The following is a 15401-nucleotide window of genomic DNA, read 5'->3' on the forward strand; positions in this document are numbered from 1 at the left end:
CTCATATAGTTCCCTTCCATGAATGATCCATTGTACGGCATCCCAGATATCCTCTGCGATATAATCAGGTTCGGTATCCGTCCATTTGTCTCTGAATTTGGTTAATGAAGATTCTCCCCAGCCTGTTCTCACCATGATCTTGGTCGCTCCTACGGCATGGGCAACAAGCATATCTGTATCCCCTACATCACCAATAACTATGCATTTGGATAAATCCAGACCGTGTTCCTCTGAGGCCTGTAGTAACATTCCGTGTTTAGGCTTTCTGCAACTGCATTCTTGCTCATGCGGACATATATAAGAGTGATCGAATCCGTAATCGCGAAATTGCTCTTCAAAATCCTCAACACTTGCTTCTCGACGTGAGATTCGGTATTGATTAGTAAAAGCCAGTACCATAATTCCTTCTCGTTTCAAACGCATAATTGCTTCTTGAGCATTTGGGTATAATCTGAAATCTCTCGGATGGATAAAATGACCTGTACCACCGATTGTTCCATCTCTGTCTATAAAAACAGCTTGTACGTTCCCCTGTGGTTTCATCATGGTCTGTTCCTTTCTTAGAAAAATTTCAAGTCGTGTCGTTCATCTATACTTTCTCATCGATAATATGCTTGCTATCATCTTGCTGCTTATGGTGTTGCTGTTTTAATTTCAGTTTTCAGATAGTGTACTTCTTTGATTAATATATCCAGCTTTTTCGAAGTTTTAGATGAATCTATGGCATAACGTATTATTGCAGCAAAGATAAGAACCACAATTAAACTGTAATTGATTAACTGTTATGTTTACATGCATAAAACGTATTGTCAAACCAAGTGCTACGGAATTACTCTGAAGGATTTGTGAATACCACTATATAGAAAGAGGTAATAATCATGACAAATAGAGCATTTTTCCCGATTCTTCTGCTCTTCCTTCTTCTCACAGCCTGTGCTTCAGAAGTTCCTGCTGAAAATCACGACACTGAAGTTGTCCTAAGAAATGAAGCTCTGCCCATAATTACGAATGTTGAGACTAACTTTCCCAAAAAAGAAGGTTGGTTTGTAATTCCTACAGATAGCACAGAGTTAAATGTCACAGTAGAGGCGACCAATGCGGAAACCCTTCTTTTCTGGAGCGTTCCAACAGGACAGATACTTGGGGAGAAAGAGAACTGATCGGATACGATACCAATGAGAACGATGGTTGGAAAATAACGTGGAATATTACGGGTAAGTCTGTGCATGACCACATGAATGTTCAAGCATTGGGGAGTGACGGTAAGACCATAACCGATGAAACGATAAATATTACGAATGAGTAAGGTTATTTAAATCCTTTAATTAACGAAGATATAATTAATAATGGAGGCCTCCCCCGATAACTATTATCTTAGGTGGGCCTCCATTATTTTGTTACTTAAAGCCTATACTCTCTTTCAAACGGTTAAACATCGTTTTACTTCTTTCTGGAATTCCCCACTGAAGTTCCAACAAAATGGGAGGATAATAGATGGGGTTGATCCATGAGTAGCTCCCATCCAATTGAAGGTTCCCTAACCAAATTCGCTTTTCCTTATCTGCCTTGATCGCCCACTTACCGGAGTACACCATATGGCCTTTATTTTTACGAGCGAACTTCTTGGCTTTATCAAAATTAAACACTTCTAGCAGGGAGCTATCAATTTCCTGACCCATCCGTTCATGCTTTTCTTCTTTGGCTTTCCAGGAAAATTCCGAATCCCAAATCTCCACCAATTGATAACCCACGATGAATTAACTTAATATTTCTTGCAAAAAATCTGAAACATATATGTACGATAACTCTCTATCCTCGCTTGGTAGTTTAATTCTGAATATGTGTTGTCCTTGTAAAGCTTTTTGATCTAAAGCGAGTGAATACTCATCAAACTGCGGAACGTCGTCATAATAAGTCCTTACTTTGGAATTTTCCGGGTCTATACAATCGATAACGCTCAGCACGTGTAAAATATAGTATTCCTCTTCAGTGGCCATAGAGAGTGGCAAAAATTCAATATGTTCAATGTGATTCTGTTCCAATAGTTCTTTCACTTTCCTACTAATGACAAGCGCTCCCGTGTATCTGTTTAAAATATCGGCTGGTTTGCCCACATCATTAAATTCAACGATAGGTGTAGACCATTCCTGAATAATCGGCTTATCACTGCCTAAGGCCTCATAAACCTGATCTAATTCCTCCGAATCGCTAAATTCAATCGTATTATTCGGTGGATAGTAATCTAACAACCATGCTTTCATTCATTTCACTCCTGCTTATAAGATGCGTACTGCTGCTAAACAAACCAAAAATGATAAAACCCTTCCGAAAACCAAAACCATATGATTCCTAATATCATGATGATGCTTCCTAGTACTTTTAAGATAACTTCTATAGACTTAGAGATCTGACCGTTTGGCAGGATATCCTCAAATCCCTCATTTGGTTTTATTCCCCTATATCTCATCAGAACAAAACATTTATATAAAATATCGGGAAAGAAGTACAACACAATCCCCACGACAAACACCGGAATGGATAAATAACCAATTGTGCTGGTAGTCCATTCAATATCCATACCTTCTGATTTCCTCCCATATAGATTCATTGATTATTTAATAAAATGCGCTCTTTCCTCTTGGTTGGAACTAAAAATATAATCTGGATACTTGTTTGCAATAGGTGGATGCTCATTCTCGGGGAAAAATTGCAGATCCTTCATCTCTTCATTATCGGATGTCAGTTGTCCAGATTTGATACTGCAATCAAATACGATCGTTAAATATTCAACCTGGTGACCATTACTGTATGTAAACCGCTGCTCTTCACCACCATAGATCCCTATCACTTTCTCCGGTTCTATGATAAGTCCTGTCTCTTCTCATGCTTCTCTTACCATCGCTTAAGCAAGAGTCCCCCCGGGCTCGATTGCTCCAGCGATTAAGCCCCAGTTGGTTTCATTATGTTTACGACCGAACAAAATCTCTCCTTGTTCATTTCGGATAACCCCAGCCACACCCATATAAAAATCAACTCGTTTCCGATCTTTTCCCTAAGGTTTTTATAATAGTCAGACATGCCCATAGTTGAATACCCTCCTACCACCTTTTTATTGAAGTTCGATGCCATTCGGCTTACCTCACTCAGGTCCTCTAATAATCCATTGCACTGCATCTAAAATATATTCTGCGATATAATCAGGCTCTGTCTCTGACCATCTGTCTCTAAATTTTGTTAATGAGGATTTTCCCCAACCTGTCTTCACCATGATCTTTGTCGCTCCTACTACATGGGCAGCAAGCATGTCGGTATCACTGATCAAATCCATATTCATGAAATTGTTCATCAAAATCTTGAACAGTTGCTTCTCCACGAGAAATTCTGTATTGATTTGTAAAAGCAAAGACCTTAATTCCGCTTGTTTTTAAAAGCATGATTGCTTCCTTCGCATTCGGATATAATTCAAAATCTCTAGGATGGATAAAGTGACCTGTACCACCGATTGTTCCATCTCTATCCATAAAAACAGCTTGTATATCCATATTTGATTTGATCATGGTCTGTTCCTTTCCAAGAGAATTTTAAGTTGTTAAGCTACACTATATCTTTCGGGCCCAATTTAAAAGTTTTCTAAACTTTCTCATTAATGATATGTTTTTTGTTTTCTTACTTATGGTTACTCCTTTTTCTTATTTCAGTTTTCTAAAGAAACCTCCTAAATTTTTTCAATTTACTGTAACATTATTTGACTTGACTCGTTGTCTAAAGAGAAGGAGGAGGAAACTTGAAATGAGGAGTGATCAATATGCAGAACTATTCAAGCAGTACCAATCCTCCCTGCATCTCTATCTATACCGTATGTGTGGATCTCAGGAGACAGCTGAGGAGTTAGTTCAAGAAACCTTTTACAGAGCCATGGTATCCATGAAAGCCGAGCATGCAAATTACGCCAGAGCCTGGCTATACAAAGTAGCTCGGCATTTATTTATTGATTGGTATCGTAAATATCGTGGAGAAATTCAAATGAATCGAGAGATGGAACAGCAAGCAACAGAAAATACATATCGTTCCCCTGAGGAAGTACTCACAGCTCGTGAACGAACCCTTCGTATTCAACAAGTGATGAAGAAACTTCCCGAACAGTATAGAACCATCTTGTTGTTACGAGAAATGAATGAGTTATCTTATAAGGAACTTTGCGAGATTCTGGATATGAACATGAACCAGGTCAAGGTAACTCTTTTTCGCGCCAGAGAACGATTCAAAGCAGAGATGCTTCAAATGAAAGGAGACGTTTGAGAATGTCTAAAACACCACATGATGAGGAACGTGTATTTCAGGAAGATGATTTTGAGTATCAGCATCCTGAATGGGGTCATAAGCAGTTTAAAAGAATGGTTTGGAAAACGAGATGGAAATTTTTCCTTAATGCAGGAGGAGCTCTTTTTCTAGTATTTATGGTCTATTACATCTATGTATCGTCCCTCCATATTTATTTTGATCAATCAGAGGTACGTAACAATTTCATGCGTTCCATAATATCTGTTGTTGAAATGCATGGTGATGGACTTCGTGTAGAAAAAAGAATATCTGTTGAACCTTTTGAAGTAACCCCGTTTCTAACTCAGAAAGCTAATCTGAAAATATATCGACACGTGGGCTCATGGGAAGTAATCACAGGTGAAATTCAAGCTGAACTCAGTATAACCGGTAAATTCACCTATGCGATTACTAATACAGGAGCGTATATGAATGGCAATAACCCTGGCCCTTTCTATCTCCCTTATTCAATAGTCGATGGTAAATCTGATCATAATGATTCTGAGGAAAGTAGTAGCCTTAAGCGGCTAGGTAAAATTGATGATGGACATGTCGCAGAGATGTCATTATCCCTGAAAGATCTAGCGTCTCCCGACCAACTGTTGCGGCTCCTTTCAGATTACGATGTTGCGGTGACTGCCATGCCGATCTATTCAGGCGAATTCACCGAGCCTGGTGTTTCGTATTCACGCGCAGGAATGTTCGACTATAATATTCCTCATCTTAGCCTTAAGCCTCTTTATGAATTCAATGACAATGGTGCAAGATGGTTTAATTACTTTGTCCCAGACGATTCAGGACAGATGCAGGAACAAGTTCAAGCGATGATGTCTGATCTAGAATGGATGTCAAACCATCTTGAATACAGTGGTGCTGAACTGGATAAACAACGTCTTACCTATTTAAAAAAGAATGGCATTCAAGTATATGGCGCGGTGGTTACTGGTCCCATACGTGAGTTGGAGAAGATTACAAAGCTATCGGAATTCCATCATTTTCAATTGAATCGTGTAGAGACATGGAATTGGAATTAAAATTTATATTAAAAAGAGATAATACCTGTTTAATCAGTGGTATTATCTCTTTTTTCTGATTTCTTTTTACCTTGTGTCACGTTATTGTTACGAGAAGCTCAGTTTCTCTACCGCCGCCTCTGTCTCACTCTTCATCAGCGAGAATATCTTCACAGCGAACAATCAGTTCAGGCATAGGTGCCCCTCCAAAAAGAACATGCAACTCATACCCCTGATCAATCCGATAAAGCTCTTGATACAGCCAGTAACTGCCGACAATCTCTCCCTCTTGCTTGATGATTTCGGGATTAACGAGCGTAAGTTTATTTATATTGGTGAAACCTCCACGGGTATCAAAACGAATGACAAATTCCTCTCCTGTCAGCAGTTCCGTCACTGTACAATCATGAAATTGAACCCGGCTATGTATTTCACCTGGAATATCCTGTGCCACAATAGCTTCCCTGTATTCTTTCGATATGCGGTCCATCTCTTTCCTGTTTTCCGCGCTCTGTTTCTTCAACTGCCGCAATATTTCTCTTGTGCAATACCCCAGCGTAAACACACGGATATCTGCAATTTGTCCCAGGATTTCCTTTGGCAAACGCTCCGTCTGATGCTCAAAATTCCACTTCATCGCTTCTTTGTACTCTTCTTTGCATTTCTTCGCGTCAAAAGGTGGACGCGCATCATAATTGGCGATCAGCTTCTCAATATGAGCACGCTCTTCCGGTGGCATGTGGTACACGATCTGATCCTCTTCCGACACCTCTTCCCCACTAAAAGCTTTGTCTACACGAGTGAGCACCTGACCATCATGAGCTAACATGTAACGGGGATCAATGTCATACATTTCGCGCTCCTGCTTTATATGTTCATTTTCCTTTCTTTTATACAGCCGTTGGAAAAGAGCTTCGTTCCATTCGCAAGCTCCGTTATGTACTCTTAAGCCAAAATGAAGACCCATCTGCTGACACGTTTCGTACCATTCTTTTGTTAAATATTTCATGGGCATCTCTCCTGTTGATATTCTGAATTAGACCTTTAAATTCACCGCTCGCTGATGTAAGGGAACTGGCAAAAGTGAACAGCATTATGCCCTAATGACATGACGGTCTCAATGCAATAAAAGTACAATTCTAAGCTAAGGTTTGAAAGAACTTGTGTTTTATATCTTTATGATTCCGTGCTGCCCATGCATGTAACTCCTCTAATCCTTCGGTCTCCTGATTTCTTTGGAAATAAAAGCATAAATCCATCGGCACTAACCGTTTTCCATAGAGTTTAAAACCTATCCGTTTGTAATTTACATAAATACACTCAATCTGGGATGCATCATATTTCCGATGTTTTGTAGAGATCACATGATCGCTTTCCAGCGTAATGCTGGGTTTGGTAAAAAACAAACGCCGAATCAGAAAAATGATATAACCCAGAATAAATGTCAATATAACGATCAGGAAAGACTTCAGAATACCATTTTCGTCGAATATAACATTTCTGAAAAAAATAACTTCAATGGCCAGCATGCATATTAAATTCACTACAGCTCTTGGGTAAGTCGTCGAATATGTGATAAGCTATCCCTCCTATTCAAAATTTCCATCAATCCTCAGCTACTTGGAAGGAGTCTTCCATGCTTTTCAACAAAATGCAAAATATCATCGCTTCCGGCAATTTCGCTTCGTCAAACGTCATCCATGGGTAATCGCTATGTTCATGATTTAACTGGACAGGCTAGCTCTCGTCCACATACCCTATCTTCTCCCCTCTATTCAACGCTCTGGAGAGTCAAACTCCTCCAAAACTTTAGATTTATCCCCGTGAACCTTCTCCAGGTGCTCCTCTCCCCAATAACACAAATGGTCCAGGGCAGGCTTTAATCCCCAGCCATAGTCAGTCAACTCATATTCCACTTTAGGGGGAACCTCCGAATATACCTTTCGCTGTACAATCTCATCTTTTTCCAGACCTCTAAGCTGTGTTGTCAGCATTTTCTGCGTAATGTCCGGTATTAACCGCCGCAATTCTGAAGTACGTTTCCGCCCTGTCATCAAATGATAAATAATCAAAGGCTTCCACTTCCCGCCCATCACTTCCAAAGCCACTTCCACGCCTACTCTATATTTCTTGGGTGAGCCCGTTTGTCCCTGTTCCGTCAACGTACATCCCTCCTTCTCCACTTCTTTTCGGTCCACTATTTAAACCCTATTTCAGTGGGTCAATTCAGGGTACATTCATGTTCCTATGGCACTTCATTCTTCCTATAGAACATCAAAGTGCGTACTTCCAGATGTTTTCATTCCTGTTTATAATAGCATCAGCGATGAAGCCATGGCTACAAGACTGCTAAGAGAAAGGTAGTGAAATGCAATTATGAACGTATTAGTCGTTGTGTCGCATTCGAGAAAAGATTCCCTGACCTTTCAGGTTACCGATCGTTTCGTGCAGGGTCTGGCCGAGGCTGGTCACGGTTATGAGATATTGGATTTGCATGAGATTGGCTTCGACCCGATTCTCCGAGGCATAGATGAACCTGACTTCACTGAAGAACATCAGGTGTTCTCCCCTGAGATTGAAACGGAGATGGAGCGATTGAAGAAGCACGATGCTGTCGCTTTTGTGTTTCCTCTCTGGTGGTGGCATCTGCCAGCCATGCTGAAAGGCTATGTGGATCGTGTCATGAACAACGGGTTTGCCTACGGCACAAACAAGCTGCATCATCAGCAGATATTGTGGATTGCTCTTGCGGGCGTGACGGAAGAACAAATGAAGAAGCGTAATTATGATGAGTCAATCACAAATCTGCTCAATGTGGGTATTTCCAATTACTGCGGCGTGCCCCAGTCGAGCGTTGAATTTTTATATGAAACGCTGGATGCGAAGCCTGAGCATTACGAGACATTGTTGAAGCAGGCGCAACAGTTAGGGTTGAATTATGCCACTGATAATCCGACACCATAACGGTAATATGACCCTAATATGAGGACCGAACGATTAGTTTTTAATTTCTGTGGCTCGAAGGCCTTCTTGTAAAAATAAATCACTTTAACCATCCCGTTAACCTTGCGCGATTACGTTAATAGAACAACTACACTCAAACACAGCAAAAAGGTCGCTCCGATGAGCGACCTAGTCTGTTATTTAACACTGTCGAGAGAAGGGGATACGCACTTGCTACATAGACCAAAGTTCAAAAAGTTCTATTCAAAGTCACTTGATATACAAACGGACCATGAGTTTTGATTCTCTTGAATCATCAACATTTTCCTTCCTATCTTCCTATCTCACTGCACTAGTAAAACTCGCTTTAAAAATAGAATCATACACATGGGTGTAACTATCATAGTACTCAAGTGCTTTTTTTCTCTCTTGATAGAAAGACTTTAATCTTTCCTTGTCTCCGGTATCGGCATAAGTTATTAACTCAAGACTTGCTTTTTGGTATGCTTCTACACTTTCCCTCGCAGGAGAAAAATCATATGAATTATAATCCAGTACGGGAGTAAATGCCTCTGGACTGATACCAACATTCGATTCAGCTTCCTCTATGAACTGTTGTAATTTCGAGAAGTCTACTGACTCTTCTAATATCACTTTACCGAGAATATTAACCACTTCTTGGTCGATCTTGTTGAATCGAGTTGTGAAAACATGATTGAAAACATGCATCTCCATTAAATTTCTCATGTAAAGAAAGTAACTATTCACAAGATGAAGTGTTGAGTTTTTATATTCTACCGAAAATCTAGCACCTCGAAGAATGTTGGCCGGGATATACACATGACCGTCTATGATTTGGGGTTCGGCACCCGCTCGGGTCTTTAGTTCTTTTTCGTTAAATACCACACTTATCTTTTTTGATGCACTTAAAGCTTTATAAGCCATGGATGCACTTAGTAACGACAAAACAAGGGTAACGATTAACATCTTTTTCACTTATACACACCCCTCGATATAGATAATAAGGATAACTTTCTCATCATCTCATCGTACCATTTTATTCAAGTAAAGGTAATCCACTACATACGGGCAACATATTTTTCAGCAAAAAAAGAAGCCACCTCCCTGGCCTTCCCCAGTTCAGCAGCTCCTTTTTCATACCCTATTCTAACCTCTACACGCGACTACTCCTTCACAGCCCCAACCACGATCCCGGTTACAAAGTACCGTTGCAGGAACGGATACACGAGCAGGATCGGCAGTGCGCTAATAAAGATCTGTGAAGCCCGAATGGTCCGTTGGGACAGATTGGCGACGAGTTCCGGATCGAGCTTCGACATGTCGGCCTGAACGATAATTGTCTGCATGAATGTTGCCAGTGGCAGCTTTTCTGCATCACGGATATAGATGATCCCGTCAAAATACGCATTCCAATGTCCGACCATCATGAACAGGGAGACTGTTGCAATGACGGGTACGGAGACGGGCAGATAGATTTTGATAAACGTCTGAAAGTGTCCTGCACCGTCGATAAAAGCGGCTTCCTCTAGATCTTTTGGAACGGTACGGAAGAAATTCAGCAGCAGAATGATGTTAAATACCGCAACCAGTCCTGGCAGGATCAATGCCAGTAATGTATTCATTAATCCCAGCTTTAGAATCAGGATATACCCCGGAATGAGGCCACCACTGAACAGCATCGTGATGACAAAATACCATAGATAGATGTTGCGTGCACGGAACACCCGCGTTTCCTTGGAGAGCGCATAGGCTGCAATCGTATTCACGATTAACGCAAGTCCTGTACCCAGCACCGTCCGCTCCACGGACACTCTCAAAGATGAGAGGAAGTTAGTATTAGCAAATGTCTTCGTATATGCTTCTAATGTAAAACCAATCGGCCAGAATGTAACCAGGCCGGCATTGGCAGGTGCGGATGCACTTAGTGATATCATGAACAAATGATATAAAGGCAGCAAGCTGAGCAGTGAAAGGATGGTCAGGAACACATTATTGAATATGCTGAATATGCGGTAAGGCATCGTTTTATGATACATGTCTCGTCATCCTTTCTAGAAAATTCGGTATCCAGCGAATCGGTAAGCCAGTCGGTAGGAGATCACAATCAGGATCAAGCTAATGACCGATTTGAACAGATTCACGGCGGTAGCGAAACTGAACTGTCCACTTAGCAGACCTTCTCTATACACAAAAGTATCAATAATATCCCCTTGCTGGTAAATCAACGGACTATATAAGTTAAAGATCTGGTCAAAGTTGGCATTAAGCACATTACCCAGTGCCAGCGTTGCGATTACGATCCCAATCGGAATAAGTGCCGGGATGGTAATATACATCGTTTGCTTCCAGCGCCCCGCCCCATCTACTTCAGCCGCTTCATACAGTGACGGGTTAATGCCGGACAATGCCGCGAGGAAAATGATCGTATTGAATCCAAACTCTTTCCAGACATCACTCGCAATAATGGTAAACCGGAACCAGCTGCCATCCCCAAGAAAGAAGATCGGCTTGATGCCGAATACCGAAACCAGGAACTGATTGACAATACCCGTCTGTGCCAGAATGTCGATCAGAATGCCTGACAGTGTAACCCAAGATAAAAAGTGCGGAAGATACACGAGCGTTTGAATCGTTCTTTTCAGCGCCATCTTCCGTACCTCATTAAGTAATAAGGCGAAGACAAACGGAATAATGAGGTTCATGATAATCTTGGAACAGGCAAAAAACAGCGTATTCCACGTAATTTGCAAGAAATAATCATTTTCCCACATGTATCTGAAATGCTTCAGTCCGACCCATTCGGAATCGAAAAAACCAAGTGCAGGTTTATAATCTTGAAATGCCATCAAAATCCCGGACATCGGAATGTATGAAAAAATAAAGACCATAATAGCCGCCGGCAACACCATCAAGTGCAGAATCCATGGTTGTTTATAGCGTTTTTTTGTTTTTCTGTTCGGCTTGCTCCCAATGTCCGCCTGAGGTACCCGGTTAGCTTCCATATTAGCCTCCATAGCGCGCTCCTGTTCCCAAAAAAAAGTTTTTGTGTGTAATGGGGATCTCTGCTATAAATAGTATCAGGCATTTCTCAGGTCTGACTATATAACATTGTTAGGCTTGATAGTGTTTTGTTAGGAATATCATCTGAAGAGGTTGTTTACACACGAATTTGAAGGAGACACTTTATGAATATATGGAAGCGCTTTATATCATTTGGAAGAACATCCAGATCCCGGTTTAGTCTGTTTGCCAAAATAAACTGTTTAATTGTGGTCCTGTTCATCCCCATTATTATCATGTATACCTACTCGAACAACGTCACTTATGATGTTGTTCGCAAAGAGCTACAGGTTTCCAATACGAAGCAGCTCACGTTTTTATCCAGTCAGATCGATTCCCGCATCAATCAGATGATGGATTTCAGTCTTATTCTCTCCAGAGATCCCAATGTCAGAGCATTCAATGGCTTGAACATTTGGAATGATCGTTATGACAAGATGCAGACCCGATATGTCATTCAGGAAAAGCTGATGCTTCAATCCGGGGTTACCGATATATGGCCTACCCGATATGCTGTGCATTCACAGCAGAATCAAGATGTCATTGCCAACTATAATAGAACAACCGGGTATGATGAGAATTACCTGAAAAGAAATATGAGCGGACAATGGACGTATGGTGATGGTGCCGAGTCAAAAGAGGATATGAAATCCTTTTACTGGTTCTTTACGGATTCCTTGGCCCAGCCGGGCATGTTGACGGGTAGCAATCTGGTGATCGAAGCCAGCTTCAGTTATGAGAACATTCAGAACATGCTGGATACGTATAAGGCAGGTGGACAAGGTGATCCCTTCTTTTATCACAAAGGAAATTCGCCCATTCTGAACCGCAGTGCAGACAAGCAGCTGTCCGAAGAGCTCATTCGTTATCTGGATGAACACTCGTCTGAGGATACCACACAGGATGTCGTCAAGCTGAACGGGAAAAAGTATCTCGTTAGCTCGGTGAAATCCTACTATCTGGATTGGCATTTGGTCGACGTGGTACCACTCTATCAGATTCTGCAGCCGATCTCGCTCAGTCGGAACTTGTTCTATCTGTTTATGATTTTGCTGTTTGTGGTGGGCATTTCCGCTTCGATCCTGTTATATAGAAACATTCAATATCCGATCAAAAAGCTGATCCAGGGCTTACGCCGCGTGCAGCGCGGAGATTATTCCGTACGTCTGCATAGCAAGGATCAGAATGAGTTCTCGTTTCTGTTTCAACGATTCAACGATATGTCCCATCAGATTCAAGACCTGATCGAGAACGTGTTCCAGGAAAAGATCAGAGCCAAGGAAGCTACCCTGAAGCAGTTACAGGCGCAGATCAATCCTCATTTTCTATATAACTGTCTTGGCTATATCATCAACATGGCCCAGATGAAGGATGAGCATGCCGTCGTCTCCATGGCGCATAACCTCAGTGCCTACTATCGATATACGACACGAGTGGAGCGGGAGACATCTTCTCTAAAAGAAGAAATCAATCTGCTCGTCAACTATTTGGATATCCAGAAACTGCGTAATGGACGAATCGAATATCACATCGACATCCCTGAAGATATGCTTGCCCAGTCGGTACCACGATTAATGCTGCAACCGATTGTGGAGAATTCCGTCATTCACGGCGTCGCGAAGTCGTATTCATCCGGTGAAATTCGAATTACTGGCGAGAGCTCGAACGGGTTCTGCAAAATTTACATTGATGATGACGGACATGGCTTGAGCACGGATCAGTTGGAGGCGTTGAATCTGAAAATGCAGCAGCCGCTGCAGGAGGAAATGGGCTGTGGCCTCTGGAACACGAATCAGCGAATCATGCACCTATTCGGTAATCAGTCCTACCTCCTATTCGGCCCATCCCCTCTCGGCGGATTCCGAACCGAGATGATCTGGGAGATCCCAAAAGAGGATACTGATTCCGATAAAGGAAATACCAATACGAATTGATATCATTGATATCGATACTAACGATAAGTTGACGATTTAATTTTAACTAACCATTTGCACGTGAACGTAGAGGACAGAAAAAACTGAAGAAGCGAAGTGTAAGGAAGTGCTTTCCTGAAAGCCTTTGTTGAAAGAAGGCTGAATAGGGGCATAGGCTTCGCCATTATTACAATTCCACCTTTATATAAGGCCTTGTTTAGAATAAAGGGTTAGAGTACATGTGAACCTAAGCGAAGGATTGAAGGGATTCTGTAGAAGCGAAGCGTTCGCCTTTCAAGCACCATTTTAACCTTACAATCTTCTAATTCAAAAAATGGGGCTTGAACAGCGATCGAAAGAACCCTACAAATCCGTAGTGACTTTGTTCACTTCACGTATCCTTTAATTTTAATTATTGGCCTTATATACCAACCACCAAGGGAGACAAACATCATGCAAATGATCATCGTAGACGATGAAGCACACTGGGTAGATAACCTGTCCATGACCAAACCCTGGCATACGCTCGGGATCGAACAGGTGCACAAAGCATACTCGGCACACGAAGCACTTCAACTGATCGATACACACCCTATAGATATTGTGATCTCGGATATTCAAATGCCTGAAATGACTGGTATTGAACTGATCGAACGGATCAGAGTCCGTGACAAAAAAATAAAGTGTATTCTTTTATCCGGACATTCCGAATTTGATTATGCCAAAAAAGCCATCCAGTTCGAGGCCGTCGATTACTTGCTGAAGCCACCGACGGATGATGAATTAATGGATGCCGTTCAGAAGGCCATCGATCAATTAAATACCGAATGGGAACTCGTAAGCTCACTGAAACGAACCCAGTTTACCCTGCGGGAGAATCTGCCGCATTTGCGGGGTCGACTGCTTCTTGAAGCTTTGCAGGGACATCGAATTGCCTCCAGCGAATGGGCACGTAAACTTGCGAATTACGATCTACCCTTCTACGCCGGGAATTGTGCATTAATGCTTGTACGTATGGAAGAAGAATTCGGGAAATATGACAACAACGATCAAACCTTGCTTGAATATGCGGTCATCAATATGGCGGAAGAGATTATGGGTGAGTTTATGGAAGTGTGGGGCGTGAAGGAGGAGCATGGATATCTGGTATTTCTGCTTCAACTGAAAGAGAACGATACGGACATTGGCAAAGAAACCATACTGGAGAAGCTTTCCGTACAACTTCAGTCCAAAGTTAAGCAGTTTCTGAAGGGGTCCCTCTCCATCGTCATCACCGAGTGGTTCACGTTTCCCGATCAGCTATATGATCGTTTTCGGCAGGCCTCCGCTTATTTCCGGCAAATTGTCGGCGACGAGCGTGAATTCGTCATGCGGGTCAGCGACGTGGAGACTCCGTCGGCACAAGGTCCGCTGGATGTCCTGTATACCCCACCCACTTTCATTCATCTGTTAGAGAGTGGTCAATGGGATGCGGCAGAAGAAAAAATACTAGCCGTCTGTGCGGAGCTGGATGAGAAATGGTCGGAATCGTGGGAGCATTGTATGGAGGCTGGTTTTTTAATTACGGCTTCGTTCACCAATCTCGCACACCGAAACAGGCTGACTTTGGCTAATTTAATGGGTGACGATATCGAGTGGTTGCAGAGTGGGGAAGCTTTCACCACCATCAGTAAACTGCGCAAATGGTCGCTAAGTGTGCTCGCCAAACTCAAGGAAGGCACGTCCAACGAGATCAAGGACATCCGTTCCGAGTATGTGAAGAAGATTCAGGATTTCACGGATAAAAACCTGCATCTGGATGTTTCTTTGCGTGTACTGGCCGACCATGTTAATCTGCATCCGACCCATTTGTCCAAGATATATAAGATTGAAACGGGTGAAGGCATCAGTGATTATATCTCGCGCCTGCGTATAGATCGGGCCTGTCACAAACTGGTTACGACCACCAAAAAAGTATATGAAATCAGCATGGAAATTGGCTACATGGACCCGGCGTATTTTATCAAAGTGTTCAAGCGCCAGTTCGGCGTCACGCCGCAAGAGTACCGAGACCAGCATAAATAACATAATAGAGTCCTATCGAAACTAACAAACTCATATAGATGCCCTCCCGTCCAAATTGGTACAGTTA

The 15401-nt window shown here is 42.1% G+C and carries 16 protein-coding genes and 2 pseudogenes; 6 read left to right on the forward strand and 12 right to left on the reverse strand.

Going from position 1 to position 15401, the window contains the following annotated elements:
- Nucleotides 1-18: 18 nt before the first annotated feature.
- A pseudogene (locus QP794_RS03675) lies at nt 19-546 on the reverse strand (HAD-IIIA family hydrolase); the annotation flags it as partial.
- 332 nt (nt 547-878) lie between these two features.
- Between QP794_RS03675 and QP794_RS03680 the strand changes: the two are divergent.
- On the forward strand, nt 879-1160 hold the full coding sequence (locus QP794_RS03680; protein ID WP_285074972.1) for a hypothetical protein: 282 nt from the start codon (nt 879-881) through the stop codon (nt 1158-1160).
- A gap of 237 nt (nt 1161-1397) precedes the next feature.
- Here QP794_RS03680 and QP794_RS03685 read toward each other — a convergent pair whose 3' ends face one another.
- The 6 genes and pseudogenes from QP794_RS03685 to QP794_RS03710 all read right to left on the reverse strand — a co-directional run bounded on the left by QP794_RS03685 (nt 1398) and on the right by QP794_RS03710 (nt 3542).
- On the reverse strand, nt 1398-1751 hold the full coding sequence (locus QP794_RS03685; RefSeq protein ID WP_285074974.1) for a hypothetical protein: 354 nt from the start codon (nt 1749-1751) through the stop codon (nt 1398-1400).
- A 6-nt stretch (nt 1752-1757) separates the two neighbouring features.
- The gene (locus QP794_RS03690; protein WP_285074975.1) at nt 1758-2261 is read right to left on the reverse strand and encodes an imm11 family protein; all 504 of its coding nucleotides are present in this window, start codon (nt 2259-2261) and stop codon (nt 1758-1760) included.
- A gap of 35 nt (nt 2262-2296) precedes the next feature.
- Nucleotides 2297-2578 (reverse strand): hypothetical protein, encoded by a 282-nt coding sequence (locus QP794_RS03695; RefSeq protein ID WP_285074976.1) that lies wholly within the window; start codon nt 2576-2578, stop codon nt 2297-2299.
- Between the two features lie 33 nt (nt 2579-2611).
- A pseudogene (locus QP794_RS33285) lies at nt 2612-3084 on the reverse strand (NUDIX domain-containing protein).
- A gap of 55 nt (nt 3085-3139) precedes the next feature.
- Entirely contained in the window at nt 3140-3328 is a 189-nt protein-coding gene (locus QP794_RS03705; RefSeq protein WP_285074977.1) for an HAD hydrolase-like protein, read from the reverse strand.
- The gene (locus tag QP794_RS03710) at nt 3312-3542 is read right to left on the reverse strand and encodes a hypothetical protein (RefSeq protein ID WP_285074978.1); all 231 of its coding nucleotides are present in this window, start codon (nt 3540-3542) and stop codon (nt 3312-3314) included. Before QP794_RS03710 ends, QP794_RS03705 begins: the two co-directional genes overlap by 17 nt.
- Nucleotides 3543-3789: 247 nt before the next feature.
- Between QP794_RS03710 and QP794_RS03715 the strand changes: the two genes are divergently transcribed.
- Together QP794_RS03715 and QP794_RS03720 are read left to right on the forward strand one after the other, a co-directional pair.
- On the forward strand, nt 3790-4299 hold the full coding sequence (locus QP794_RS03715; protein WP_285074979.1) for an RNA polymerase sigma factor: 510 nt from the start codon (nt 3790-3792) through the stop codon (nt 4297-4299).
- Between the two features lie 2 nt (nt 4300-4301).
- Complete coding sequence (locus QP794_RS03720) at nt 4302-5354, forward strand: anti sigma factor C-terminal domain-containing protein (protein WP_285074980.1); 1053 nt, start codon at nt 4302-4304, stop codon at nt 5352-5354.
- Between the two features lie 124 nt (nt 5355-5478).
- Here QP794_RS03720 and QP794_RS03725 read toward each other — a convergent pair whose 3' ends face one another.
- Both QP794_RS03725 and QP794_RS03730 read right to left on the reverse strand, forming a co-directional pair.
- Complete coding sequence (locus tag QP794_RS03725) at nt 5479-6342, reverse strand: DUF4085 family protein (RefSeq protein WP_285074982.1); 864 nt, start codon at nt 6340-6342, stop codon at nt 5479-5481.
- Between the two features lie 766 nt (nt 6343-7108).
- Entirely contained in the window at nt 7109-7426 is a 318-nt protein-coding gene (locus QP794_RS03730) for a winged helix-turn-helix transcriptional regulator (RefSeq protein WP_459282236.1), read from the reverse strand.
- Nucleotides 7427-7709: 283 nt separating this feature from the next.
- Between QP794_RS03730 and QP794_RS03735 the strand changes: the two genes are divergently transcribed.
- Entirely contained in the window at nt 7710-8297 is a 588-nt protein-coding gene (locus QP794_RS03735) for an NAD(P)H oxidoreductase (RefSeq protein WP_285074985.1), read from the forward strand.
- 318 nt (nt 8298-8615) lie between these two features.
- On the opposite strand, the gene QP794_RS03740 is transcribed toward QP794_RS03735, so the two are convergent.
- The 3 genes from QP794_RS03740 to QP794_RS03750 all read right to left on the reverse strand — a co-directional run bounded on the left by QP794_RS03740 (nt 8616) and on the right by QP794_RS03750 (nt 11206).
- On the reverse strand, nt 8616-9272 hold the full coding sequence (locus QP794_RS03740) for a hypothetical protein (RefSeq protein ID WP_285074987.1): 657 nt from the start codon (nt 9270-9272) through the stop codon (nt 8616-8618).
- A 188-nt stretch (nt 9273-9460) separates the two neighbouring features.
- Nucleotides 9461-10333 (reverse strand): carbohydrate ABC transporter permease, encoded by an 873-nt coding sequence (locus tag QP794_RS03745; RefSeq protein ID WP_285074989.1) that lies wholly within the window; start codon nt 10331-10333, stop codon nt 9461-9463.
- Nucleotides 10334-10348: 15 nt separating this feature from the next.
- Nucleotides 10349-11206, reverse strand: a complete 858-nt coding sequence (locus QP794_RS03750; protein WP_413379527.1) for an ABC transporter permease — start codon at nt 11204-11206, stop codon at nt 10349-10351.
- A 276-nt stretch (nt 11207-11482) separates the two neighbouring features.
- On the opposite strand from QP794_RS03750, the gene QP794_RS03755 reads away from it, so the two are divergent.
- Nucleotides 11483-13291, forward strand: coding sequence for a sensor histidine kinase (locus QP794_RS03755; RefSeq protein ID WP_285074990.1), 1809 nt, complete (start codon nt 11483-11485; stop codon nt 13289-13291).
- 432 nt (nt 13292-13723) lie between these two features.
- Nucleotides 13724-15334: a response regulator transcription factor gene (locus QP794_RS03760; protein ID WP_285074992.1), complete on the forward strand. Its 1611-nt coding sequence runs from the start codon at nt 13724-13726 to the stop codon at nt 15332-15334.
- Nucleotides 15335-15401 lie beyond the last annotated feature (67 nt).

The sequence above is a fragment of the Paenibacillus sp. UMB7766-LJ446 genome (genome assembly GCF_030226665.1).
In the GTDB taxonomy this organism is placed as follows: domain Bacteria; phylum Bacillota; class Bacilli; order Paenibacillales; family Paenibacillaceae; genus Paenibacillus; species Paenibacillus vandeheii.

Bases quoted from the DNA above. Each gene is read 5' to 3' on its own strand.
- QP794_RS03680 (WP_285074972.1), top strand. From the start codon at position 879: ATGACAAATAGAGCATTTTTCCCGATTCTTCTGCTCTTCCTTCTTCTC.
- QP794_RS03690 (WP_285074975.1), bottom strand. From the start codon at position 2,261: ATGAAAGCATGGTTGTTAGATTACTATCCACCGAATAATACGATTGAA.
- QP794_RS03695 (WP_285074976.1), bottom strand. From the start codon at position 2,578: ATGGATATTGAATGGACTACCAGCACAATTGGTTATTTATCCATTCCG.
- QP794_RS03705 (WP_285074977.1), bottom strand. From the start codon at position 3,328: ATGGATTTGATCAGTGATACCGACATGCTTGCTGCCCATGTAGTAGGA.
- QP794_RS03710 (WP_285074978.1), bottom strand. From the start codon at position 3,542: ATGGATATACAAGCTGTTTTTATGGATAGAGATGGAACAATCGGTGGT.
- QP794_RS03715 (WP_285074979.1), top strand. From the start codon at position 3,790: ATGAGGAGTGATCAATATGCAGAACTATTCAAGCAGTACCAATCCTCC.
- QP794_RS03720 (WP_285074980.1), top strand. From the start codon at position 4,302: ATGTCTAAAACACCACATGATGAGGAACGTGTATTTCAGGAAGATGAT.
- QP794_RS03725 (WP_285074982.1), bottom strand. From the start codon at position 6,342: ATGAAATATTTAACAAAAGAATGGTACGAAACGTGTCAGCAGATGGGT.
- QP794_RS03730 (WP_459282236.1), bottom strand. From the start codon at position 7,426: ATGGGCGGGAAGTGGAAGCCTTTGATTATTTATCATTTGATGACAGGG.
- QP794_RS03735 (WP_285074985.1), top strand. From the start codon at position 7,710: ATGAACGTATTAGTCGTTGTGTCGCATTCGAGAAAAGATTCCCTGACC.
- QP794_RS03745 (WP_285074989.1), bottom strand. From the start codon at position 10,333: ATGTATCATAAAACGATGCCTTACCGCATATTCAGCATATTCAATAAT.
- QP794_RS03750 (WP_413379527.1), bottom strand. From the start codon at position 11,206: ATGGTGTTGCCGGCGGCTATTATGGTCTTTATTTTTTCATACATTCCG.
- QP794_RS03755 (WP_285074990.1), top strand. From the start codon at position 11,483: ATGAATATATGGAAGCGCTTTATATCATTTGGAAGAACATCCAGATCC.
- QP794_RS03760 (WP_285074992.1), top strand. From the start codon at position 13,724: ATGCAAATGATCATCGTAGACGATGAAGCACACTGGGTAGATAACCTG.